At 68.9% G+C, this 23834-nt stretch carries 21 protein-coding genes and 1 pseudogene; 10 read left to right on the plus strand and 12 right to left on the minus strand.

What is annotated here, in order from left to right; all coding sequences use genetic code 11:
* Positions 1–17: 17 nt before the first annotated feature.
* Positions 18–1037, minus strand: a complete 1020-nt coding sequence (locus AC5DRG_RS27370) for a helix-turn-helix domain-containing protein (protein WP_491802095.1) — start codon at positions 1035–1037, stop codon at positions 18–20.
* Positions 1038–1083: 46 nt separating this feature from the next.
* Between AC5DRG_RS27370 and AC5DRG_RS27375 the strand changes: the two genes are divergently transcribed.
* Positions 1084–1476: a cupin domain-containing protein gene (locus AC5DRG_RS27375; protein ID WP_491802096.1), complete on the plus strand. Its 393-nt coding sequence runs from the start codon at positions 1084–1086 to the stop codon at positions 1474–1476.
* A gap of 13 nt (positions 1477–1489) precedes the next feature.
* On the opposite strand, the gene AC5DRG_RS27380 is transcribed toward AC5DRG_RS27375, so the two are convergent.
* The 5 genes from AC5DRG_RS27380 to AC5DRG_RS27400 form a co-directional block, all read right to left on the minus strand.
* Positions 1490–1654 carry a hypothetical protein gene (locus AC5DRG_RS27380; protein ID WP_491802097.1) on the minus strand — a complete coding sequence of 55 codons (165 nt, stop codon included), beginning with the start codon at positions 1652–1654 and terminating at the stop codon, positions 1490–1492.
* A 36-nt stretch (positions 1655–1690) separates the two neighbouring features.
* A complete protein-coding gene (locus tag AC5DRG_RS27385; protein ID WP_491813172.1) occupies positions 1691–2728 on the minus strand; it encodes a glycosyltransferase family 2 protein in 1038 nt (345 codons plus the stop codon).
* Between the two features lie 267 nt (positions 2729–2995).
* Positions 2996–4294: a M18 family aminopeptidase gene (locus AC5DRG_RS27390; RefSeq protein WP_491802098.1), complete on the minus strand. Its 1299-nt coding sequence runs from the start codon at positions 4292–4294 to the stop codon at positions 2996–2998.
* 140 nt (positions 4295–4434) lie between these two features.
* Entirely contained in the window at positions 4435–6276 is a 1842-nt protein-coding gene (locus AC5DRG_RS27395) for an acyl-CoA dehydrogenase (RefSeq protein ID WP_491813173.1), read from the minus strand.
* A 167-nt stretch (positions 6277–6443) separates the two neighbouring features.
* A complete protein-coding gene (locus tag AC5DRG_RS27400; RefSeq protein ID WP_491802099.1) occupies positions 6444–7319 on the minus strand; it encodes an intradiol ring-cleavage dioxygenase in 876 nt (291 codons plus the stop codon).
* Between the two features lie 184 nt (positions 7320–7503).
* On the opposite strand from AC5DRG_RS27400, the gene AC5DRG_RS27405 reads away from it, so the two are divergent.
* From AC5DRG_RS27405 to AC5DRG_RS27415, 3 genes and pseudogenes are all read left to right on the plus strand, one after another.
* The gene (locus AC5DRG_RS27405; protein ID WP_491802100.1) at positions 7504–7992 is read left to right on the plus strand and encodes an SseB family protein; all 489 of its coding nucleotides are present in this window, start codon (positions 7504–7506) and stop codon (positions 7990–7992) included.
* A gap of 487 nt (positions 7993–8479) precedes the next feature.
* Entirely contained in the window at positions 8480–9457 is a 978-nt protein-coding gene (locus AC5DRG_RS27410) for a pirin family protein (RefSeq protein WP_491802101.1), read from the plus strand.
* A 182-nt stretch (positions 9458–9639) separates the two neighbouring features.
* Positions 9640–9966 (plus strand): annotated as a pseudogene (locus AC5DRG_RS27415) (DUF4232 domain-containing protein); the annotation flags it as partial.
* A gap of 26 nt (positions 9967–9992) precedes the next feature.
* Here AC5DRG_RS27415 and AC5DRG_RS27420 read toward each other — a convergent pair.
* Positions 9993–11360 carry a cytochrome P450 gene (locus AC5DRG_RS27420; RefSeq protein WP_491802102.1) on the minus strand — a complete coding sequence of 456 codons (1368 nt, stop codon included), beginning with the start codon at positions 11358–11360 and terminating at the stop codon, positions 9993–9995.
* Between the two features lie 91 nt (positions 11361–11451).
* On the opposite strand from AC5DRG_RS27420, the gene AC5DRG_RS27425 reads away from it, so the two are divergent.
* Positions 11452–12498, plus strand: a complete 1047-nt coding sequence (locus AC5DRG_RS27425) for an AI-2E family transporter (RefSeq protein WP_491802103.1) — start codon at positions 11452–11454, stop codon at positions 12496–12498.
* 44 nt (positions 12499–12542) lie between these two features.
* On the opposite strand, the gene AC5DRG_RS27430 is transcribed toward AC5DRG_RS27425, so the two are convergent.
* Positions 12543–14705, minus strand: a complete 2163-nt coding sequence (locus AC5DRG_RS27430; RefSeq protein ID WP_491802104.1) for an ATP-binding SpoIIE family protein phosphatase — start codon at positions 14703–14705, stop codon at positions 12543–12545.
* Between the two features lie 162 nt (positions 14706–14867).
* On the opposite strand from AC5DRG_RS27430, the gene aspS reads away from it, so the two are divergent.
* Positions 14868–16631, plus strand: a complete 1764-nt coding sequence (gene aspS / locus AC5DRG_RS27435) for an aspartate--tRNA ligase (RefSeq protein ID WP_491802105.1) — start codon at positions 14868–14870, stop codon at positions 16629–16631.
* Positions 16632–16751: 120 nt separating this feature from the next.
* The gene (locus tag AC5DRG_RS27440) at positions 16752–17714 is read left to right on the plus strand and encodes an intradiol ring-cleavage dioxygenase (RefSeq protein ID WP_491802106.1); all 963 of its coding nucleotides are present in this window, start codon (positions 16752–16754) and stop codon (positions 17712–17714) included.
* 61 nt (positions 17715–17775) lie between these two features.
* Here the strand turns inward: AC5DRG_RS27440 and AC5DRG_RS27445 are convergent, their stop codons facing one another.
* The 3 genes from AC5DRG_RS27445 to AC5DRG_RS27455 all read right to left on the minus strand — a co-directional run bounded on the left by AC5DRG_RS27445 (position 17776) and on the right by AC5DRG_RS27455 (position 19661).
* Positions 17776–18219: a hypothetical protein gene (locus tag AC5DRG_RS27445; protein WP_491802107.1), complete on the minus strand. Its 444-nt coding sequence runs from the start codon at positions 18217–18219 to the stop codon at positions 17776–17778.
* A gap of 13 nt (positions 18220–18232) precedes the next feature.
* Positions 18233–19174, minus strand: a complete 942-nt coding sequence (locus AC5DRG_RS27450; RefSeq protein WP_491802108.1) for an RpnC/YadD family protein — start codon at positions 19172–19174, stop codon at positions 18233–18235.
* Between the two features lie 79 nt (positions 19175–19253).
* Positions 19254–19661, minus strand: a complete 408-nt coding sequence (locus AC5DRG_RS27455) for an ATP-binding protein (protein WP_491802109.1) — start codon at positions 19659–19661, stop codon at positions 19254–19256.
* Positions 19662–19928: 267 nt separating this feature from the next.
* Between AC5DRG_RS27455 and AC5DRG_RS27460 the strand changes: the two genes are divergently transcribed.
* Positions 19929–20780, plus strand: coding sequence for a helix-turn-helix domain-containing protein (locus AC5DRG_RS27460; protein ID WP_491802110.1), 852 nt, complete (start codon positions 19929–19931; stop codon positions 20778–20780).
* Positions 20777–20986 (plus strand): DUF397 domain-containing protein, encoded by a 210-nt coding sequence (locus tag AC5DRG_RS27465; protein ID WP_491802111.1) that lies wholly within the window; start codon positions 20777–20779, stop codon positions 20984–20986. Before AC5DRG_RS27460 ends, AC5DRG_RS27465 begins: the two co-directional genes overlap by 4 nt.
* A gap of 46 nt (positions 20987–21032) precedes the next feature.
* Here the strand turns inward: AC5DRG_RS27465 and AC5DRG_RS27470 are convergent, their stop codons facing one another.
* Positions 21033–22487: an AAA family ATPase gene (locus AC5DRG_RS27470; RefSeq protein WP_491802112.1), complete on the minus strand. Its 1455-nt coding sequence runs from the start codon at positions 22485–22487 to the stop codon at positions 21033–21035.
* A gap of 321 nt (positions 22488–22808) precedes the next feature.
* On the opposite strand from AC5DRG_RS27470, the gene AC5DRG_RS27475 reads away from it, so the two are divergent.
* Positions 22809–23768 (plus strand): intradiol ring-cleavage dioxygenase, encoded by a 960-nt coding sequence (locus tag AC5DRG_RS27475; RefSeq protein ID WP_491802113.1) that lies wholly within the window; start codon positions 22809–22811, stop codon positions 23766–23768.
* Positions 23769–23834: the final 66 nt, after the last annotated feature.

Genomic DNA, 23834 nt, shown 5'->3' on the forward strand with positions numbered 1-23834 from the left:
TTGGGCCGATGGGATGATCACCCACCAGTCCCACGGCCGCGGAGGGCGTCCCCGCCGGCGGTTCCGAAGCGTCGCCGGTAAGCCGACGGACTGAGCCCTGTCTCGCGCCGTAGCCGGGCCCGTAGGTTCGCGGCCGTACCGAGTCCGCTCCTTGCCGCCACCACGTCGAGCCGTTCCTCTCCGCGCTCGATCAGCCGGCACGCCAGCGCCACGCGCTCCCCCGTCAGCCAGGCCAGCGGGGTCGTGCCGAGTTGGGTGCGGAAGCGGCGGTGGAGGGTGGCGGGGGACACGGCCGCGCGGGCCGCCAACTCCGCCACGGTCAACGGCTCCCCCAGCCGCTCCTGGGCCCACGCCACCAGGGGGCCGAGCGAGTCGTCGGGTACGTCCGGCACGGGTCGTTCCACGAACTGGCGTTGCCCGCCGTCCCGGTGGGCGGCGAAGACGAGGCGACGGGAGACGTGGTTGGCGACTTCGGCGCCGTGGTCGCGTCGTACGACGTGCAGCCCCAGGTCGAGCGCCGACGCGCTGCCGGATGCGGTGAGGATGTCCCCGTCGTCGACGAAGAGGACGTCCGGCTCCAGCAGTACGCGCGGGAAACGGGCCCGGAAGGACTCGGCCCACATCCAGTGGCAGGCCGCGCGCCGCCCGTCCAGCAGCCCGGCTTCGGCGATGGTGAACGCGCCCGAACAGAAACCGATCAGCCGGGCTCCACGCGCGTGTGCCCGCCGGATCACGTCGAGTACCTCACGCGCGCGTGGCGCATCGGTGTCGGGCCGGTTCGGCACGATCAGCGTGTCCGCCTCATCGGCCGCCTCCAGCCCGGCGACACCGGTGAGGGTGAAGAAGCCGTCCCGCATACGGGTGTGCGGCTCGGCCGCGCAGAGCCCGAAGTCGTACAGCTCCCGCCCCAACTCCGGCCTGCGCAGCCCGAAGACCTCGATGGCACAGCTCATCTCGAACGGGTTGGAGTTCTCGTCGACGACGAGCACGACCCGGTGCGGCTTCCCAGGACTCGATTGAGAGGATCCTTGCGGCATGTGCGATTCCTAGCACTCGCACGCCGGATACGGCACCCCGCACGATGTGCCCATGGAACCCATCTCGCTGTCCGCCGCCCTGGCCTCCTTCACGGAGCAGTGGAGCCCCCGCATCGTCACCACGGTCAACGACTACGACGTACGCGTCACGCATGTCGAGGGCGAGCACCTCTGGCACGTCCACGACGACACCGACGAGTTCTTCCTGGTCCTGGAGGGGGAACTACGCATCGCCCTGCGGGAGTCGGCCGGTGAGCGCACGGTGACGCTCGCCAAGGGCGCCGTCTTCACCGTCCCCCGAGGCATCGAGCACAAGCCGTACGCGCCCGTCCCGACCGACATCCTGCTCCTGGAACCGACCGGTACCTCGACCGTGGGCGACCGCCACGACGAGATACCGGCCCATGTGGACTCGACGACGGGCCACGCGCTGAGGTGACCGTCTGCCGGGGTCAGCGGCGGCGCGGGCGGGGCGCCAGCTTGTAGATGGCCATGCCCGCGGCGACCAGGGTGGTGGCCGTGACCATCAGCGCCATGCTGTTCAGCCACAGGCCGGTGGCGGCCAGGGTGGCGCCGCCCGCACCGGTGGTACCGGCGCCGATCACTCTTCCGTACATCGTGCTTCTCCTAGAGGTAGACAGGTTGCGGGGGGCTCATGTCGCCACCCACTTCTCCTCGCTGCGGCGGAGCAGTCCCCACAGGGAGGTGAAGTAGACGGCGTGCTGGAACAGGTCGTAGAGCATCTCGGGGATCATCAGCGCCGCGACCAGGACGGCCTTGGGCCCCGCGCGGCGTACGGAGACGGTCTTCTCGACCACGAAGATCAGGCCGATCGCCGTCCAGAACGGCGAGAAGCCGGGCCAGCCGTACAGCGTCGTGTACGTGGTCATGTAGGTGAGGTAGACGAGGAAGGACAGCGCGCCGAAGCCCATCAGGAACTGCTGGAGGAAGTAGCGGGCGGTGACCTTGGTCCAGCCGTAGTCGCGCAGGTTCTCCAGGGCGCCGCGCTGCCAGCGCAGCCGCTGGTGCCACAGTTTGCCCAGGCTGGGCATGACCTCGGTGGTGACCGCGCAGCCGGCCGGGGACATGGTCCGGTAGCCGAGCGTCTTGACCGCCTTGGTCATCTCGTCGTCCTCGGTGAGCGAGGCGAAGCTGTAGTAGCCGGTGCCGCCGCCGATGACCCCGGCGCGGCGGGCGGCGCGCACCTCGCGCAGGACGCGGGCGCGGAACATGGTGCCGGTGCCGGTGAGCACCTGGGCCTTGCCGCCGGTGCGCTCCAGCTCCCAGGCGTAGCGGTGGAACTCCATGCGCTGGAGGAGGCCGATGAAGCCGCCGCCCTGCTCGCCGTAGAAGACGCCGCCGACGGCGCCGACCTTGCGGTTGAAGGTGGCGAGGGCGGTTTCGGCGAACCATGGGTCCAGGACGGTGTCGGCGTCCTGCACGAGCAGCAGGTCCCGGTCGTCGAGGTGGGGCAGCATCCAGGCGATGGCCTGGTTGAGGGCGCCGGCCTTCTTGTGGGTGTTGCCCTGGGTGTGGAAGACCTGGGCGCCGTGCGCGGCGGCGATCTCGGCGGTTTCGTCGGTGCAGTTGTCGGCGACGACCACGATCAGGTCCGGTCGCCGGGTCTGGTCCCAGAGTCCCTCGATGGCGGCGGCGATGCGGTCCGCCTCGTTGTGGGCCGGTATCAGCACCGCGAGGCGCGGTCTGCCGACCGGTTCCTCCGGCGCGGCATGGGCGCGCCGGGCGGCGTGCCGGCGCCGCGCCCGGCCCTGCCGTACCGCCGTGTCGAGCACGAGAGCCCCCTGTCGCGCAGTGGAACAGGGCCCGGCACTGCTCACCCCCCGGGCCCTTACGACTCCCGAGTCTTCACGGAATTCACACAACCGCACAAGTCATACCGAGTAACGGACTGCTCACGGTTGTCTGTGTTTGCCCTGTGGGTCCGAGTTGACCCTCCGTCACCCTTCCAGGAACGCCACCAGCGCGTTCGCCAGCAGATGCGGGTCGTCCGCGCCGCACAACTCCCGGGCGCTGTGCATCGACAGGATCGCGACACCGATGTCGACGGTCTTGATGCCGTGCCGGGCGGCGGTGATCGGGCCGATCGTCGTGCCGCACGGCATGGAGTTGTTGGAGACGAAGGACTGGAAGGGCACGCCCGCCTTCTCACAGGCCGCGGCCCATACGGCGCGGCCCGAACCGTCCGTCGCGTAGCGCTGGTTGACGTTCACCTTGAGGATGGGGCCGCCGTTGACCCGCGGGTGGTGCGTCGGGTCGTGCCGCTCCGCGTAGTTGGGGTGGACCGCGTGGCCCGTGTCCGACGACAGACAGACGGTGCCGGCGAAGGCCCTCGCCCGGTCCTCGTACGATCCACCGCGCGCGAACACCGAGCGCTCCAGCACACTGCCTAGCAGCGGCCCGTCCGCTCCCGTGTCCGACTGCGAGCCGTTCTCCTCGTGGTCGAAGGCGACCAGGACGGGGACGTACGGCAGCTGCGCACTCGAGGTCGCGACGGCGGTCAGCGCGGCCGTGGCGGCGTGCACGGACAGCAGGTTGTCCATGCGCGGACCGGCGACCAGGTCCTGGTCGCGGCCCAGGTAGGCCGGCGGCTCCACGGAGTGCACCATCAGGTCCCAGCCGGTGACCTCGCCCGCCGGGAGGCCGGACTCCTCCTCCAGGAAGGCGATCAGGTCACCGTCGCGGACGTCGTCGCCCAGGCCCCAGATGGGCTGGAGATGGCGCTGCTTGTCGAGCTTGAGGCCCTCCGCCGACACGGAACGGTCGAGGTGGATGGCGAGTTGGGGGACGCGCAGCAGGGGCCGGTCGACGTTCACCAGGCGGGTCGAGCCGTCGCGCAGGGTCAGCCGGCCCGACATGCCCAGGTCGCGGTCGAGCCAGGAGTTGAGGAGGGGACCGCCGTAGATCTCCACTGCCACCTGGCGCCAGCCGTGCGCCCCGGTGTCGGGCAGCGGCTTGACCCGCAGGTTGGGGGAGTCGGTGTGCGCGCCGACGATCCGGAACGGCGTGTGCGGCTCGGCGCCCTCGGGGACGTACCAGGCCACGATCGCGCCACCGCGCAGCACGTACTTGCCGCCGCTCGTCCCGTCCCAGGCGTCCGTCTCGGCGACCTGTCGGAAGCCGGCCTTCTCCAGCCGCTCGGCGGCGTTCGCCACGGCGTGGTACGGCGACGGGCTCACCGCGAGGAAGGTCATCAGGTCGTCGGTGTGGCCGCGATCGAGGCGGACTGGTTCGCTCATGGGTTCACCTTAACGACGCGACAGGGCCCGTTCCCGTGAGTGGGAACGGGCCCTCGTGCGGGCAGTGTGCGGACCGGGTGCAGCTGTCCCGATGTGTCCCAGAATCCTGGAACCGTGTCAGGAACTCCCGCAACCGTGTCCTAGAACGCGGCCTCGTCGAGCTCCATCAGGTCCAGCTCGACGCCCTCGGCGAGCTTGCGCGCACCGGTGACGCCCGGCAGGACGTTCGCGGCGAAGAACTTCGCGGCCGCGATCTTGCCGGTGTAGAAGGCCACATCCCTGACAGACACAGCCTTGGCGGAGGCCGTCTCCAGCTTCTCGGCGGCCACGGCAGCGCCCTTGAGCAGCAGGTAACCGACGACGACGTCACCGGAGGCCATCAGCAGGCGGGTGGTGTTGAGGCCCACCTTGTAGATGTTCTTGACGTCCTGCTCGGTGGCGGCGAGGTCGGTGAGCATCAGGCCGACGATGGCCTCCAGCTCGACGGCGGCCTTCGCGAGGTGCTCGCGGGCGCCCGCCAGGTCCTCGCCGCCGGTGCCGAGCGCGAGGAACTTCTTGATGTCCTCGGCGAGGGAGTTCAGCGCCGCGCCCTGGTTGCGGACGATCTTCCGGAAGAAGAAGTCCTGGCCCTGGATCGCGGTCGTGCCCTCGTACAGGGTGTCGATCTTCGCGTCGCGGATGTACTGCTCGATCGGGTACTCCTGCAGGAAGCCGGAGCCGCCGAAGGTCTGCAGCGACTGGGCGAGCTGCTCGTAGCCCTTCTCGGAGCCGTAGCCCTTGACGATCGGCAGGAGGAGGTCGTTGAGCGCGTGCTCGGTCTTCGCGTCCTCGCCGTTCGTCTCCTTGACGGCGATCGCGTCCTGGATCGAGGCGGTGTACAGGACGAGGGCGCGCATGCCCTCGGCGTACGCCTTCTGCGTCATCAGCGAGCGGCGCACATCCGGGTGGTGCGTGATGGTGACCTTGGGCGCGGCCTTGTCCATGAAGTTCGCGAGGTCCGGACCCTGGACGCGCTCCTTGGCGTACTCAAGGGCGTTGAGGTAGCCGGTCGACAGCGTCGAGATGGCCTTCGTACCGACCATCATGCGAGCGAACTCGATGATCCGGAACATCTGGCGGATGCCGTCGTGCTTGTCACCGATCAGCCAGCCCTTGGCCGGGTGACGGTCGCCGAAGGTCATCTCGCAGGTGTTGGAGGCCTTGAGGCCCATCTTGTGCTCGACGTTGGTGGCGTAGGCGCCGTTGCGCTCGCCCAGCTCCCCGGTCTCGAAGTCGAAGAGGTACTTCGGGACCATGAAGAGGGACAGGCCCTTGGTGCCGGGGCCGTGGCCCTCGGGGCGGGCGAGGACGTAGTGGAGGATGTTCTCCTCCATGTCGTGCTCACCGGAGGTGATGAAGCGCTTCACGCCCTCGATGTGCCAGGAGCCGTCCTCCTGCTGGATCGCCTTGGTGCGACCGGCGCCGACGTCGGAACCGGCGTCGGGCTCGGTGAGCACCATGGTCGAACCCCAGGTCCGCTCCACGGCGATCTGGGCGATCTTCTTCTGTACGTCGTTGCCCTCGTCGAAGAGGATCCCGGCGAACGCCGGACCGGAGGAGTACATCCACACGGCCGGGTTCGCACCGAGGATCAGCTCCGCGTACGACCAGATGAGCGAGGGGGGAGCGGTGGTGCCGCCGATCTCCTCGGGGAGCCCGAGCCGCCAGTACTCGGAGTCCATGAAGGCTTTGTAGCTCTTCTTGAAGGACGCCGGGACCGGAGCGGTGTTCGTCTCCGGGTCGAACACCGGCGGGTTGCGGTCGGCGTCCGCGAAGGACTCCGCCAGCTCGTTCTCCGAGAGGCGCGTCAGCTCCTCCAGGATGCTCTTGGCGGTGTCGGTGTCCATCTCCGCGAACGGACCCGTCCCGTACAGCTTGTCGCGCCCGAGGACCTCGAAGAGGTTGAACTCGATGTCGCGGAGATTCGACTTGTAGTGCCCCATGGCGACGGCTCCGTAGAGGATCGGCGAGGCACTCACTGGCTCCTCGCGGCTGGTTCTTATTTCACGTACCAACAAGTAGCTACTGATGATGCTACCCGTCGGTAATAAGAAGCAACCCCGAACCGCCCATGTGTGACGCGTTCCGCGCCCCGGCGCATGGTGCGGGCTCAGACGGGCACCGTGAGGGTCGCCGTGTACCCCTTGTCCGTGCTGCCCTCGACCGTCGCCAGCTGCTGGTCGTAGCCGTCGCTGAAGATGTTGTCCGTGTCGATGGAGAGCTGGCTCAGGTTCTGCACGCTCTTGCTGTAGCCGTCCGTCGCGTACACCGTGTCGCAGACGTCCTTCGGGAACGCCAGCTGCGAGGTGTTCGTGATGGAGGTGGCCGCGGTGGCGTCCTCCAGGCTGCCGTAGACCTCGAAGTGGATGTGCGGCCAGCGGCCCGAGTAGCAGGCCGGGAAGATGCTGGTGAAGGTGACCTGGCCCTTGTCGTCGGTCTCCTGGACGCCTCGGAGGTAGTTCTCCTCGGTGACCCCCTCCGAGTAGAGGGAGTAGTTGCCGTCCCGGTCGCAGTGCCAGAGGTAGACGGCGGCGCCCTCCTTCGGGGTGCCGCAGCCGGAGGCGGCGTCGACGACGGTGAGCGTGATGGTCAGCGGGATGCCCTCGGCGGTGCCGCCGGCCGAGTCGCCGAAGCTCTTCGTGATGTCGCTGCGGACGACACCGCTCTCCTTGAGGACGTTCACACCGTTGGAACCGTCGCCGGGGTAGGGGCCGGCTGTTTCGTTGGGGATGACGGCGCATTCCGTGGAGGAGGAGGCGGAGGAGGAAGAGGAGGCGGCGGAGGTGGTGGAGGACGAGGTGGTGGAGGTGCTGTCGTCCTCGGCCGCGCAGCCCACCAGCGGTATGAGGCTGGCTCCCGCCAGCAGGCGGATCATGCGGCGGCGGGCGAGGACGGGGAGGTCGTAGGAGAGTCCTCTGTCGTGCTCGTGGTCCTCGCCGTCGTGGTGGTGGTGTCCGAGTCCGTGTCCGTGTCCGTGCGTGGCCATGGTGTGCCCCCTCCGGTGATTGACCGTGCTTTGCCGGTATTTGGCGAGCACTTTGATGAGGGTGACGCTATGAGCGGCCGCTGTGGGGATCCAAGGGCAAGTCTGTGAGGTTCCGATGTGTGTGCCGGGCCGGGCAGTACTTGGTACCGGCCCGGCTGGGCGGGCCGGTGGGTAGGCTGGCCGCATGTACGGATACGGCCAGCCCATGGACGGTAGCGCCGGCGCTCAGCAGGGGTACGCCCCGCCGCAGCAGAACATGCCCGGCGGTGTCGGCGGATACGGCCAGCAGCCGCCCCTCTACCCCGAGCCGTCCCCGCCCTCGCTCGCGGACGCCGTGCGCGCCTTCACGACCGGGCAGATGTCGGCCGAGGATTTCCAGCAGGTCTTCGCGACCTCGAAGGTCTACTGCCCACGCGGTGAGGGCCCCGGCTTCCTCGCCCTGCACAACACCCAGCAGCCGGTCATCCCGATGTTCACCTCGCTGAAGGAACTCCGCCGGTACGCGGGCAAGGAGTCCAAGTACTTCGTGATCACCGGGGCCGAGGTGATCGACCTGCTGCCGACCGGCTACGGCTTCGTCCTCGACATGGAGGGCGAGCACCGGGTGGTCTTCGACGCGAAGGCGGTCGAGCAGATGGTGGAGTTCGCTATGCGCAGGATGTACGGGGGTTAGGGCTGGAGCTTGGGGGAGGCTGGGGGCGGGCTTCGCCTGGGTGTGTTGGAGGCGTGGGCGTTGGGGCCGCTCGCTTCCTTGCGAGTGTCGTGCTTCCGCGAGCCGAGTAAAGGGCGCTCCCTGCGGTCGCGTCGCCTTCGGCGATGGCCCTTTGGGCCACCCTTGACACGGCTCGCTCCAGCACGGGTGAGAAGCGAGCGAGCGGCCCGGAAAGCGGGGGTCCCGGGTCGGTCTGCGTCTTGGGTGGGTTGCGCTGCGGGCCGGGGTGGACGGGCGCGCTGGCGTCTCGTGGGGTGGTGGGTGATTGGAGCCTTTGGCTCACGAATCCGAGAGCTGACCTGCGGGTTTCTTCTCGCTGCCTGGGCCGAAGGGGTCAATCACTGGGTCGCGGTAGGGGTGGAGGGAATGGCCTCCGGGCTTTTGCTGTTGGGGGGTAGCAGAAAGTTCAATGCTCAACTAAACTGGACGCACCAAGGAGGTACCGACCATGCCTGCAGTGACCGTCGAGAACCCGCTGACCCTGCCCCGTGTGGCCGCGCCGGCCGACGCCGTGGCGCGTCCCGTGCTGACCGTCACTACCGCGCCGAGCGGTTTCGAAGGTGAGGGCTTCCCGGTGCGCCGGGCGTTCGCCGGGATCAACTATCGCCACCTCGACCCGTTCATCATGATGGACCAGATGGGCGAGGTGGAGTACGCGCCGGGCGAGCCGAAGGGCACCCCCTGGCACCCGCACCGTGGCTTCGAGACCGTCACCTACATCATCGACGGCGTCTTCGACCACCAGGACTCGCACGGCGGTGGCGGCACCATCACCAACGGCGACACCCAGTGGATGACGGCGGGCTCGGGTCTGCTCCACATCGAGGCTCCGCCGGAGTCCCTCGTCCTGTCCGGCGGCCTCTTCCACGGCCTCCAGCTGTGGGTGAACCTCCCGGCCAAGGACAAGATGATGGCCCCCAAGTACCAGGACATCCGAGGCGGCCAGGTCCAGCTGCTCGCCTCCCTCGACGGCGGCGCACTCCTGCGCGTCATCGCCGGCGACCTGGACGGCCACGAGGGCCCCGGCATGACGCACACCCCGATCACGATGATCCACGCGACACTGGCGCCGGGCGCGGAACTGACCCTGCCCTGGCGCGAGGACTTCAACGGCCTGGCGTACGTGCTGGCGGGCAAGGGAAGCGTCGGTGCGGAGCGACGTCCGATCCACCTGGGCCAGACGGCCGTCTTCGGCGCCGGGTCGTCCCTGACCGTCCGCGCGGACGAGCAGCAGGACTCCCACACCCCGGACCTGGAGGTCGTGCTCTTGGGCGGCCAGCCGATCCGTGAGCCCATGGCCCACTACGGTCCCTTCGTGATGAACACCCGGGAAGAGCTTCAGCAGGCTTTCGAGGACTTCCAGAAGGGGCGGCTGGGCACGATCCCGGCCGTGCACGGGATGACCGAGGGCGGGCCGCAGGCCTGACACGGGAGATCTGAGGCCCAAGGAAGCCCCGTCTGCGTGCCGGACGGGGCTTCTTCGCGAGCCGGCCCAGTCGCCATCCCAGTCGCCGGCCCGGTCGTGCTAGGGATTTCATGTCCGGCAACCGTCGCAAGGCCCTCCTCGTCTCCGCTGCCCTCGTGGGCGGAGCCATGGACCACGGGCAGGTCATCGCGAAGGCGAAGTCGGGGATCACCTGTGTTCTGCCCGCCGCGCTTCCGACCGTGGCGTTCGGATCCGACGGCACCGAGGCGGGTCCCGCGGAGCAGGCCGTCGGCCAGGAGATCACGCTGAGTGGGAGCACCGTCGCCTACGCCGGGGTGAACCCGAAGAGCACCGGCGGAAACGGTGGCAAGGAACTGGACAGCATCCTCGTCGCCGTCGGTGACGACGACCCCAACCCGGTTTCCCTTCCGGTCGGCACCATCACGGTCGAGGACCCGATCGTCACCAACTGGCACACCGCCGCGGCGGACGCCGTTCCCTTCAGCTGAGGGAGGGTTCTTCGGTATTGCTGACTTCAGGGATGAACACTCCCTCGCGGCGTCAGCCGCACCCGTGCCGGACCCGTCGCCTGGAGGGTGATTCCGGCGGACAGGGGGACCTCGGTGTCCACCGCGTGGAGGTCGTAGGAGCGGAGGAGGGCCGCCAGGGCCAGTACCGACTCCAGCATCGAGAAGTGCTGGCCGATGCAGGCCCGGGGGCCGCCGCCGAAGGGGAACCAGGCGTAGCGGTGGCGGGCCGCTTCGCGTTCGGGGGTGAAGCGGGTTGGGTCGAAGTGTTCCGGGTTGGACCAGAGGTCCGGGTGGCGGTGGGTCACCCAGGGGAGGACCAGTACGTCGGCGCCGGCGGGGATGAGGTGGCCGTCGATCTCGGCGGGATCGACCGAGCGGCGGCCCACCACCGGGGCGGCCGGGTACAGCCGCATTGCCTCCTTCAACACCATGGTCAGATACGGGAGTTGGGCAAGGTCGGCGGCCGAGGTGCCGCTGCCGGCCGGCAGTCCGTCGACCTCCTCGTGTGCCCGCGCCCTTGCCTCCGGGTGCCGGGCCAGCAGGTGCAACGCGAACGCCATGGACGTCGCCGTCGTCTCATGGCCCGCCACCAGGAACACCAGGACCTGGTCGCGGATTTCCGTCGCGTCGAGGCTGCCGTCCTCCTCGCTGTTCGCTACCGCGAGCAACGAGAGCAGGTCGTCGCCGCCCGGGTCGCCCTTGGCTCGGCGCTCGGCGATGATTCGGTCGCAGACCGCGTATACCGCGCGCGTTGCCGCCTCGGCCCGGCGGTTGGCCGGGGTGGGCCAGGTGCGGGGTGGGTTGAGGGGTGAGTAACCGCGCCGCGTCACATAGGCGTTGACGACCGGGAAGTTGTCGTGGATGACGTCTACGGCGGCCTCGACGTCGGCGCCGAAGAGGATGCGCGAGACGGTGCGCAGGGCGAGTCGGTCCATCTCGCGTACGACGTCCACCTCGGGCCGCGTGCGCCAGCGCTCCACCGTGGCGGCGGCCTCCAGGGTGATCGCGCTCGCGTAGCTGTCCACCCTCCGCTTGGTGAACAGCGGCTGGATCAGGCGGCGTTGGCGCAGATAGTCGGCGTCCTGGCTGGTGAGCAGGCCGTTGCCGGCCGACTGGCGCAGTTCCTCGTAGAACTGGTTGTCCTTGCGGAAGTTGGCGGCTTGGGAGGCCAGTACCTGCTGGGCGCCCTCGGCGGAGAACACGCAGTGGATGACGGTACGGAGTCCGGGCGGGCCCGCGTGGATACGGACCACGTCGCCGTGCTCCCGCCGCGCACGGAGGAAGACCCCCAGCGCGTCACGCCGCATGTCGAGCGCCGAGCCGAGGATGGGGAGGCCTTTGGGGCCGGGAATCTCAGTGATGACGGTCGCCATGCCTCCATCATCGGCGCTCCGGCCCGCCGCTGGCTCCCCCTTTCGGCCCTCCTGAGGCGACACTCCGTCTGACGCATGATCAGGTGGGGCCGTGCACCTTCTCCCCGACCCCGTCCGCCGGTTCGCGGCCTGGTGCGCCGTCGTTCTGCTCGTCGCCGGCGTCGGGTGGGTCGGGGTCGTGTTGTGCGGGGAGTTGCGGACGGCCGTGGTGCCGGTGTTGCTGGCGTTGCTCGGGACCGCGCTGCTGGGGCCGCTGTACCGGCGGCTCGTCCAGGCCAAGGTCAATCGGTCCGTTGCCGCCGGGCTCACCTGCGTTGCCGTGGTCGCCGTTGTCGGTGGGGCCGTTTACATCGTCGTGGCCGCGCTCATCGACTCCGGGGAGCAGATCGTCTCCTCGCTGAGGGAGGCGGCGAAGTCGCTCACCGAGAACTTCGGGGCGGCCGGGACCTCCCTCGACGACCTCGCCACCAACTCGAAGGACCTGCTGACCAAGTTCGGCGGCACGGCCGTGTCCAACGTCATCGGCGGGGTCAGCGTCGTCGGCGAGGCCATCGCCATGGCCGTACTGGCGCTGCTGCTCGTCTTCTTCTTCCTGCGCGACTCACATCGGGCTGTCGGCGCCCTGCGCGCGATGGCTCCCCGCACGACCGGTGACATCGTGGAGGCCATGGCCCGGCGTGCCTACGAAAGTGTCGAGGGGTTCATGCGGGGGACCACCCTCATCGCCCTCATCGACGCCATCTGCATCACCGTAGGGCTGCTGATTCTGGATGTGCCGGGGGTTGTGGGGCTTGGGGCGCTCGTCTTCATCGGGGCCTATCTTCCGTATCTCGGCGCCTTCATCTCCGGCGCCGTCGCCGTACTCGTCGCGCTCGCCGACCGGGGGTTCGTCATCGCCCTGTGGGCGCTGGGGGTGGTGCTTGCCGTGCAGGTGCTGGAAGGGCATGTGCTTCAGCCCATGGTCCACAGCCGAACCGTGCAGATGCATCCGGCGGTGGTCATGCTCGCGATCACCGCGGGCGCGTCCGTGGCCGGAATCCTGGGGATGCTGCTGGCGGTGCCGTTGACGGCGGCCGCCTTCGGGGTCGTACATGAGCTTCGTACGCGTTACGCGCCGACCGAGCCTTCCGGGTCGTAGAGGAACGATCACATCAGCAAGGCCGCCTTCTTCGAGCGGTGTTTCTACGACAGCTGTGAACCGCTTGCCGGCCCCGCCCCGTCCGACTCATAGAGCTCGAACCAGATGCTCTTGCCCTCCCCCCGCGGGTCCACGCCCCAGGTGTCCGCGAGGAGTTCGATGAGGACCAGGCCGCGGCCGGAGGAGGCCAGTTCGCCGGGGCGGCGTTTGTGGGGGAGGTCGTCGCTGACGTCCGTGACCTCGACTCGCATGCGTCTCGCGCCCGGCTCGCCCGCTACCTGGGCTTGGAGGAGGGCGTCGGCGTCGGTGTGGACGAGGACGTTGGTGAGCATTTCGGAGACCAGGAGGACGGCCGAGTCGATCTGGTCGTCGCTGGGCCAGTCGTGGAGGAGTTCGCGGAGTTGCTGGCGGGCCACGGCTATGCGTTCCGGTTCGGCCTGGGCGACCGTGAGGATCGTGCGCCGTATCGGTGCCTGCTGGACCGTCACCGTGTCACCGCAGCCGCAACCGTCGCCCTCCCGGCTCAGCAGCAGTACGGCTATGTCGTCCTCGCGGCGGTCGGCCAGTGGGCCGGTGGTGTGGTGGGAGGAGGGGCCGTGGACGGCCTGGACCAGGGCGTCGGCGAGTTTCTCCAGGTCGCCCTTGTGCTCTTCGAGGATCGTACGGATGCGCTGCCAGCCGGTCTCCAGGTCGTGGCCGCCGGTCTCGATCAGGCCGTCGGTGCAGATCAGCATGGTTTCGCCGGGTTCCAGGGTGAGCCGGGTCGTCGGGTAGTCGGCGTCCGGGTCGATGCCGAGGGGGAGTCCGCCCGCGGTGGGACGGGCCAGCACCGTGCCGTCCGCCATGCGTATCGCGGGGTCGGGGTGGCCGGCGCGGGCGATCTCCAGGAGGCCGGTCGCGGGGTCGACCTCGACGTAGAGGCAGGTCGCGAAGCGCAGGTCGGCATTCTCGCCGTCGTCGGTGACGCCGTGCAGGAAGCGGGAGGCGCGGGAGAGGACGGCGTCCGGGCGGTGGCCTTCCGAGGCGTACGCCCGTAGCGCGATCCGGAGCTGGCCCATCAGGCCCGCCGCGCGGACGTCGTGGCCCTGTACGTCGCCCATGACGAGCGCGAAACGGCCGCCCCCGGAGGGGGTGCCTCCGGGCAGCGGGATCATGTCGTACCAGTCGCCGCCGACCTGGAGGCCGCCGCCGGTGGGGACGTAGCGTGCGGCGACGCTCATTCCCGGTATGCGGGGGCCGAGGGTGGGGAGCATGGAGCGCTGGAGGCCGTCGGTGAGCTCGCGCTCCGTCTCGGCCGTTCCGGCGCGGGAGAGGGCCTGGGCGAGCATCCGGGCGACCGTCGTCAGGACCGAGCGCTCGTCCGGCGTGAACGCGACCGGGTAGGTGAAGGCCGCCATCCAGGCGCCCATCGTGCGGCCTGCGACCGTCAGCGGCAGGAACGCCCAGGACTCGCGGCCGAAGTGCTGGGCGAGCGGCCAGGTGACCGGGTAGCGGGATTTGTACTCCCCGGGGCTGGAGAGGTAGACCGCGCGGCCCGTGCGGACCACCTCGGCGGCCGGGTAGTCCGTCGCCAGGGCCATGTGCGAGAAGGGGCCCTCGTCGCCGGGCTGCTGCCCGTGGTGGCCGATGATCGTCAGCCGGTCGGCCTCCACGCCGAAGACCGCGAGGCCGTCCGGCGAAAACCCCGGCATGGACAGCCCGGCCGCGACCCGCAGCACCTCGGCCGTGGACCGCGCCTCGGCCAGCGCCCGGCCCGCGTCCAGCAGGAACGCCTCCCTGGAGCGCCGCCAGTCCCCGGTTACGGCCGTCCGCCCGGCCGGGGTGCCAGGCGCCGCGTCGGTGACCTCCTGCAGGGTGCCGATCAGCTCGAAGGACCGCCGCTCGGTGTCGTAGGACGGCTTGGAACGGCTGCGGACGGTACGGATCACCCGGCCTCGCTCGTCCATGACCCGGATCCGCACCTCGGCGAGGGTGCCCTCCGCGACGGCGAGGCCGACCACGCCGGTGATCTCGTTCCAGTCGATCGGGTTCAGCCGGGCGCGCGTCTGGGCCTCCGTGAGGGTGGTCTGCCGGGCGGGCAGCCCGAGCAGCCGTGCCGCCTCGGCGTCCACGGTGACCAGGCCTGTTGCGGTGTCCCAGTGCCACAGGCCGGTCGCGAGGGCGGCGAGGACCTCCCCCACGGCGGGCAGAGGCTCACCAGTGCGCATTGGACCACTGTAAGAAGAGGTGATCGATGGGTGCCACCGAAGACGGGCCTCGGCCGCCCGCGGTTAATGGTGGGGAGGCGATCTCGGGGTGCCCGGTACCCTTGGGAGGTCCGGGCTCTGCCCGCCCGGAGATCCCCGATCGCGAAGACTGGATGAACGACGATGCATCGGTACAGGTCCCACACCTGCGGCGAGCTCCGCGCCTCTGACGTCGGCACCGACGTCCGGCTGAGCGGCTGGCTGCACAATCGGCGCGACCTGGGCGGCATCCTCTTCATCGATCTGCGCGACCACTACGGCATCACGCAGCTCGTCGCCCGCCCGGGCACCCCCGCCTACGAGGCCCTCGACAAGGTCACCAAGGAGTCGACGGTCCGTGTAGACGGCACGGTTGTTTCACGTGGAACAGACAACGTGAACCCGGACCTGCCGACCGGCGAGATCGAGGTCGAGGTCGGCGAGGTCGAGCTGCTCGGCGCGGCCCAGCCGCTGCCCTTCACGATCAACACCGAGGACGGGGTCAACGAGGAGCGGCGCCTGGAGTACCGCTTCCTGGACCTGCGCCGCGAGCGCATGCACCGCAACATCATGCTGCGTACGGCGGTCATCTCGGCGATCCGCCACAAGATGGTGACCCTCGGCTTCAACGAGATGGCGACGCCGATCCTGTCCGCCACCTCTCCCGAGGGCGCGCGCGACTACGTCGTTCCCTCCCGGGTCCACCCGGGCAAGTTCTACGCGCTGCCGCAGGCCCCGCAGCAGTTCAAGCAGCTGCTGATGATCTCCGGCTTCGACCGCTACTTCCAGATCGCACCCTGTTTCCGCGACGAGGACGCGCGCGCGGACCGTTCGCCGGGCGAGTTCTACCAGCTCGACATCGAGATGAGCTTCGTCGAGCAGGAGGACGTCTTCCAGCCGGTCGAGAAGCTGATGACGGAGCTGTTCGAGGAGTTCGGCGGCGGACGCCATGTGACGTCCCCCTTCCCCCGTATCCCGTTCCGCGAGTCGATGCTGAAGTACGGCTCCGACAAGCCGGACCTGCGGGCCCAGCTGGAGCTCGTCGACATCACCGACGTCTTCGAGGGCTCGGAGTTCAAGGCCTTCGCCGGCAAGCATGTGCGTGCGCTGGCGGTGCCGGATGTCTCCGGCCAGCCGCGGAAGTTCTTCGACCAGCTCGGCGACTTCGCCGTCACGCTGGGCGCGAAGGGCCTGGCGTGGGTGCGGGTCGCGGAGGACGGTTCGCTGACGGGCCCGATCGCGAAGTTCCTCACCGAGGACAACGTCGCGGAGCTGACCAAGCGCCTTACCCTGGCCCCCGGCCACGCGGTGTTCTTCGGCGCGGGCGAGTTCGACGAGGTCTCGAAGATCATGGGCGCGGTGCGGGTCGAGGCCGCGAAGCGCGCCGGTCACTTCGAGGAAGGCGTCTTCCGCTTCTGCTGGATCGTCGACTTCCCGATGTACGAGAAGGACGAGGAGACGGGGAAGATCGACTTCTCGCACAACCCGTTCTCCATGCCGCAGGGCGGTCTTGAGGCCCTGGAGACCCAGGACCCGCTGGACATCCTGGGCTGGCAGTACGACATCGTCTGCAACGGCGTCGAGCTCTCCTCCGGCGCGATCCGGAACCACGAGCCCGACATCATGCTCAAGGCCTTCGAGATCGCGGGCTACGACCGGGACACCGTCGAGGACAAGTTCGCCGGCATGCTGCGGGCGTTCCGCTTCGGCGCCCCGCCGCACGGCGGTATCGCGCCGGGTGTCGACCGCATCGTCATGCTCCTCGCCGACGAGCCGAACATCCGCGAGACGATCGCCTTCCCGCTCAACGGCAACGCCCAGGATCTGATGATGGGGGCGCCGACGGAGCTGGATGAGACGCGGCTGAGGGAGCTGCACTTGTCGGTGCGGAAGCCGCAGCCGAAGTAGTCAATCGGATGCCGTGAGTTCGTGAGGGTGGCTCGGAATCGACACCGATTCCGAGCCATTCTCATGTGGCCCTCACGAATCACAGTTCGTTGACAGGTTCACTTCATAGCCTCCACGGCCATGACTGATACCCCCCAACAGGCAGCAACGGAACGGGAACTGACGCGCCGTAAGGTCGTCATCGCGGGCGGCGCGATGGTCGCGGCGGCGGGCCTGGCGGCCGGCTTGGCGGCGAACGCGGAGGCCGGGACTTTGACGGCGGGTCGTCCGAGACCGTTGGACTCGTTGAGCCCGTCCGGTACCCCGGAGGCCTGCTACCTCCTGACCACGGAGACGACCGAGGGCCCGTACTACATCGACGCCGACAAGATCCGCCAGGACGTCACCGAGGACGAGGAGGGCATCCCCCTCACCCTCAAGCTCAAGGTGATCGACGCGGAGACCTGCCGACCGGTACGCAACGCCGCCGTGGACATCTGGCACTGCTCGGCGCTGGGCGTCTACTCGGGCTACGAGGACATGGGCAACGGAGGCGGCGGTGGCGGAACTCCGCCGACCGACGCCCCCACGGTTGCGCCTACGGACGCACCCACCGGCCCGCCCCCGGGCGGAGGCGGCGGCCACCAGGAGCCGACCGACGACGAGCGCTATCTACGGGGCACCTGGCGCACGGACAAACACGGTCACGTCGTCTTCCGGACCGTGTTCCCGGGCTGGTACCGGGGCCGTTGCGTGCACATCCACGTCAAGGTCCACGTCGACGGCACCTGGACGGACGCCGGCTACGAGGGCGGCCACACCTGCCATACGGGCCAGCTGTTCTTCGACGAGGAGTCGGTCCTGGCGTCGGCCGAGGTGGAGCCGTACTCCACGAACACCGCGACGCGTACAACCCTCGACGAGGACACGATCTACCCGGACAACGGCGCCGAGGGCGGCCTGCTCCATCTCCGCTACGACAAGCGCCACATCGCCCGGGGCGTCCACGCCCACCTGACGATGGGGGTGGCGCCGGACGAGACACACGACAGCACGGATACGCCGCCGGGTGCTTCGGCGACTCCTTCGGCTTCGGCATCGTAGGCCTCCGTACGTGAACGAGGGGCGCCCGGGGCCGTGGAGTTCCGGGCGTCTCGTCCTTTCGTCAGGCGTGTTCCGACGGTTCGGCGAACAGATCCATCACGTCGGTGGCGGTGACGGCTCGGTCGACGAAACGGGTGAGCGCGTCCGCGTCGGGGCACAGGTTGAGGCCTCGGAAGAGATGCTTGGAGTACTCGATGCCGCGTGTGTCCGGGATGCGCAGGACCGCTGCGGCCCAGGCCGAGAGATACCCGGAGGCGAAGCCCGCGGCCCATTGCGCGCGATCTTCCTCGCTCTCCGCCACCTCGCTGGCGCGCACCCGGGCCAGGTCCTCAATGCGAAGAACCCCGCGCTGCCTGAGACCCTCCAGCCCGAACAGGAAGTCACCGGCCACCTTCTCCTGGGGGATGCCCAGCGCGAGGCATGTCCACGAGAACCGGAAGAGGTCGAGTAACTCGGGCGGTTCGTCCTGTTGGTCGCCTGACTGGTCGTCTTGCTGGTCGGTCAATGTTCAGGCCTGTTCAGGCCTGTTCAGGACTGGGCTCCGGGTCCTCCGGGTCCTCGGCGAACAGGTCCTCGGCCTCCGTAGCCGTCAGGGAGCGGTCGAACCAGAGGGCGAGGGTGTCGAGGTCGGTGCACGAGGTGATGCGCTCCCGTGTGTCCTCGGGGACGGAAATGCCGTGCTTCTCCAGCACGCGCAGGATCAACGAGGCACGGTCTTGGGCCTGACCTTCTGCCTTGCCCTCCGCCTTGCCTTCCAGGTAGGCGGTTTCACGAACCGTCCCCCGGCCGGGGAAGTAGCTGACGAAACCCATGATTTCCTTCCATTTCTCTCCGGCTGGGGTCTTACCCAGGGTGATTTCCAAGAACTCGAAGAAGTATCCGGCGGTCTCGGGGTCCGTTTCCCGGAGTTCCTGGAGGGCGCTGCCGATTGCTTCCAGTATGGCGCCGCAGTCGGGGCGGCCGGCGTGTGCCAAGGCGGAGAGTGCGGCCAGTGCGAGATTCTTCGCCGCGGTCCGGGGATCGGTGATCACCGGTAGGTTGTCCGGCCCGGCGACCAGTGGATACACCCGCAGGGCCGTCCAGCCGCGCGTGCCGCAGTCGAAGGGGCCTGCCGCCCACTTGGCCGTGGCCCTGTCCTGACAGACCACGAGCAGCAGCACGGGCAGGCGGTACTTCGCCTGGAGGTAGGCGACGTAGTACGCCCAACTCGACGCCTTGTCCTCGTTCTTGCCCGACTGCGCCTCGATGGCGAGCAGGAAGTCGTCGCCGTCGGACGGGCCGATGCGCAGTGCGGTGTCCACTCGCCGTTCCAGCGGCCGGGACTCCGTCACGTCCGTGGTGACGGCATCTACGGTCGCCTTCGCGGATAACGGGACGCCCAGCACCCCGAACACGGGAGCCAGGATCTCGGGCCGCTCCTGGAAGATGCGGTGCATGCCCTCGTGAGCTGATGTGACCATGTGCGCAACCTAGGTGGATCAAGGGCCAGGCTGTCCGGCCGATTCGGTACGTTCACTCTTTCGAGGGGCGAAGGAACGTTCAGGCCGCGGCGGTCAGTTCGCACCAGACGTACTTGCCGGTGCCGACGATGTTCTTGACATCCCGCTGCGGAACCCAGCCCCAGGTGTCCGCGCAGCTTCCGACCAGGGCGAGGCCGCGGCCCGACTCGGCGTCCGGGGCGGGGTGTTGGGCCGGGCGGGGCGGTGTCGGGTCCGAGTCCCAGACGCCGATCCGCAGGGCGGTGCCTTCCGCGCGGAGCCTTATGGCCGCGGGGCCCGTCGTGTGCTGTACGGCGTTGGTGATCAGCTCGGTCGCCAGGAGTTCGGCGGCTTCGGTGAGGTGGGGGAGACCGTGGGCGGCGAGGATCATCCGGAGGGTGCGGCGGCAGATCGGCACGGCTCGGAGGTCGTTGGGGATGTACAGGGTGTACTCCCAGGGTTCGGGCATGGGTGACTCCTGGTCAGGGAGGGGGAGTTGGGTTGCGCGGAGCTGGGTTGGGCTGGTCTGCGGATTGGCGGGCGGTGGCTCTGTCGCGTCCGTCATGGCATGGCGGTGCGGTGCGCTTCCGGGGTCCCGGGATTTCGCAGGGTGTGCGTCGCATCACTGAAGGTAGGGCTAAATATTTAGCGTCCGCAAGTCGTTCCAGTAATCTGGCACCCGATCGGGGACGTCCAACCCCGCCCGAGACCGGCGCAATTGGGAACTGGGAGTCGAATGCCCGCCAGGATTCAGCCAACCGCTCGCCAGGTGCGCCTCGGCGTTGAGCTGCGGAAACTACGGGAGACGGCGGGCATGTCGTCCAGGGAGGCAGCGGGGCTGCTGGGCGTGGCTCCAGCCCAGATGAGTCAGTTCGAGGCCGGCAACGCGGGGATCACCGGTGAGCGAGTACGGCGGCTGGCGGCTCACTACGCCTGCACGGACTCGGAGTTGATCGAAGCTCTCGCGCAGATGGCGGCGGAACGTACCGGTGGATGGTGGGAGGAGTATCGGGGTGTACTGCCGCCCGCCTTCCTGGACTTGGCGGAGTTGGAGCACCACGCGACGTTCATCCAGGAAATCGCCACCGCGCACGTTCCGGGTGTGCTCCAGACCGAGGCCTACGCGCGGGCGGTGTTCGCCTACTGGCGGCCGGAACTCCCGGAAAGCGAACTGGGGCCGCGGGTGGCACACCGCATGCGCCGCCGAACCGTACTCACGCGGGATGAGGCGGCTCCGTACACGGCGGTTCTGCACGAGTCCGTGCTGCGTACGCGTGTCGCGGATCGCGCGGTGGCTCGGGCGCAACTCCAAGAAATCCTGCTCCTGGTGGAGCGCCCCAACATCACAGTCCGGGTGATCCCCTTCGACGTGGACGGCTTCGGCGGAGCGAGTACTGCGCTGATCTACGCGGGCGGTCCTGTCCCGGCGCTGGACACCGTTCACCGCGACACGCCTTACGGCTCGGCCTTCGTGGATGCCGCCGCCCAACTTGCCTCCATGCGAACACTTCTCCATAGGGTGGAGTCGGCAGCCCTCGACCCGGTCCGGTCGAAGGCGTACATCCACCGCCTGGAAAAGGAGCTGTGACCGTGATCGAGTGGCAGAAGTCATCCTTCTCCGGCGGCGCCGACGGCAACTCTTGCATCGAACTCGCGCAAGATGCCGGCACGTCGCTTCTGCGCGAGAGCGACGACCCCGAGCGAATACTCAACGCCGCTCCTGCCGCCCTCGCCGCCCTCCTTCACAGGATGCGGGTAACAGCGCCCGAGATCGTGAAGTCCCGGACGTTCTAAGGGACATGAGGCCGTGCCAGGAGATGCCTGGGGCGCCGGTCCAGCCCTACGACCGCCACGCCGCGACCACATCCCTCGCACCCCACACCAGATCGACAGCCCTGTCGGACACCGCGCGGGTGGTGCCCGAGAGGGACACGACCGTGAGGCCGGTGCTGCCCGGACTGAATCCGGGAACCTCGGCGGCGCCGGCCCGTAGGGCGTTCAGGTCATGCTGGTCGAACGGCGAGGTCAGCCACTTCACCGAGCCGGCGAAGTGCAGGGTCCCGGCGACGGGGGCGCGGTCCGCGCCGATCAGGTCGATCTCCGGCGAGAACTGACGGTTCCACCAGCCGCCGACGACCTCGGTGTCGGGCCAGGGGAAATCCTCGGAAGCCGCTGCGGCCAGTTCCAGCGCCTCACGGATCAGGGGCTCGACGGCTCGTCCCCGCCAGGCCGCCCAACGTCGCTCCACGATCCGGTAGGCGGCTTCGGGGCGCCCGCGCCTGGACAGTTCCTGCGCGGATCGCGTCGCGGCCAGGTAGAGCCGAAGGTTGCTGTCGGCCACGCGATAGAGGGCGGGTTTTCCGGGGCTGGTGGACAGTGGCGAGTCCGCGGCGAGCACCCGCTTCTCGACGGTCAGGCGCTTCAGCAATGGGGACAGTATCCCGGAGGGCAGCGCACCGCTCTGGCTGCCCGCGGTCGCGGCGATGTTCGCGTGCGTACGGTCTCCGCTCCCCACGGCCTCCAGAACCCGGCGTGACTGGTCGGGTGCCGGGAACTCGGCCATGAGCGCCGCCTCCGGCACCCCGAAGAGCGGCGAGGCCGGGTCGGCGCACTCGGCCTTGATGAAGTCGAGCGCCGGTGTGGCGTGCGGCCAGGCACGCAGGATGCCCGGCAGGCCGCCGGACACGAGATGGGCGTCGATGGCGTCGGCGCCGTCCAGCCCCAGCGCGTCTCCGGTCTCGGCGGGATTGAGCGGGCCGAGGACGAGGCTGTCGGCCCGCCCGTAGAAGGGGCGGTCGTAGGCCGTGAAACGCTCCATCATGTGCAGGTCGCTGCCGAGCAGTAGCAGGAGCACGGGTCTGCCGGCCAGCAGCCTGTCCCAGGCCGTCTGGAGGGCGCCGTCGAATACGGGGTCCTGCTCGGCGAGCCAGGGCAGTTCGTCGAGGACGACGATGCTGGGCGAGGCGGGCAGGGCGGCGGCGAGCATCCGGAGGGCGTCCGGCCAGTTTGTGGGGGCGGTCGTCGGCACCAGCTCGGGGGCGGTGGGGAGGGACGACTCCCTGAGCTCCGCAGTGAAGTCGGCGATTGCTTCCAGGGGGGAGGCACCCTTGGTCGCGGTGAAGAAGACGTACGGCAGCTCGGCGCTGTCGCAGAACTCCTGCACGAGCCGTGACTTTCCCACCTGCCTCCGGCCCCGTATGGCCACGGCCACGCCAGTGGTGTCCGCGGAGACGCGGGCGAGGCGCTTGCGGAGGAGGGCCAGCTCGGTCTGACGGCCGACGAAAGGGGTGGGCATGGGGGACTCCCCAGGTATGTAGATTCGTTCTACGTAGATTGAGTCTACATAAAGCCGAGCTCCCGCTTCAGCCCTGCTCGGGGTCGCCGTTCTCGACGCTGTTGTCCAGCGCCGCCCCGTCCGCTCCGCCCCACCCGTCACCCCCATGACGGCAAAACGTCCAAACCAGCAATGCCATGGTCAGATAAGGAAAGCCTTGCCTAATTCCATTATCAGAACGGGCTCGAAAACGTCGTATATTTCGGGCGTCTTTTGCACTCTCATGGAAATCCACAGTGCTTTCCCATGGTCCTGACAGTCCTCTTACCTAGCTTCTTGATCATGACGGGAAACCAGAACCAAGGACCGGCCCATAAGCGGAACATGACGCGGCGCAAGGTCGTCGTCGCAGGTGGAGCGGCTGTGGCCGCCGTGGGTGTCGGTGGTGCGATCGCCGCGTCCGCCAGTGCGAGCCAGGACGGCGCGAAGGCTTCCGCCAGTTCCTCCGCGAGTGCCGGCGAGGCCTGCTACACGCTCACCTCGGAAACCACCGAGGGGCCGTACTACATCGACGCCGACAAGCTCCGCACCGACATCACCGAGGACAAGGAGGGCATTCCGCTGACCCTCCGTCTCAAGGTGATCGACGCCGAGACGTGCAAGCCGCTGAAGAACGCGGCCGTCGACATCTGGCACTGCGACGCCCTGGGTATCTACTCCGGCTACGAGGACTCGTCCACGGGCGGCGGCGGCACCGCCCCGACCGACGCCCCCTCGGGCACGCCGACCGGTACCCCGACGGGTGAGCCCCCGTCCGGCGCGCCCTCCGGCGGTACCGGTGGCGGCCACCAGGAGCCGACCGACGACGAGCGTTACCTGCGCGGCACGTGGAAGACCGACAAGCAGGGTGTCGTCACCTTCAAGACGATCTTCCCGGGCTGGTACCAGGGCCGCTGTGTCCACATCCACACCAAGGTGCACGTGGACGGCGAGTGGACCGACGCCGGCTACGAGGGCGGCCACACCTGCCACACCGGCCAGTTCTTCTTCGACGAGGAGTCCGTCCTCGCCTCCGCCGAGGTCGACCCGTACTCGACCTCGACGACGACGCGTACCACGCTCACCGAGGACACCATCTACGACCAGTCCGGCACCACCGGTGGTCTCCTCAAGCTGAAGTACAACAAGAAGAACATCGCCAAGGGCGTCATCGGCTCCATCACGATGGGCGTCGCCCCGGACGAGACCCACGACAGCACGGACACCGTGCCGGGCGCCACGGCGTCGGCATCAGCGTCGTAGTCACCGGTAAGCAGTCACTTGTACGTGCGCGAGGGCGCCCGGGACATCAAGTCCCGGGCGCCCTCG

It is taken from the genome of Streptomyces sp. JLBG701 (assembly GCF_058544905.1).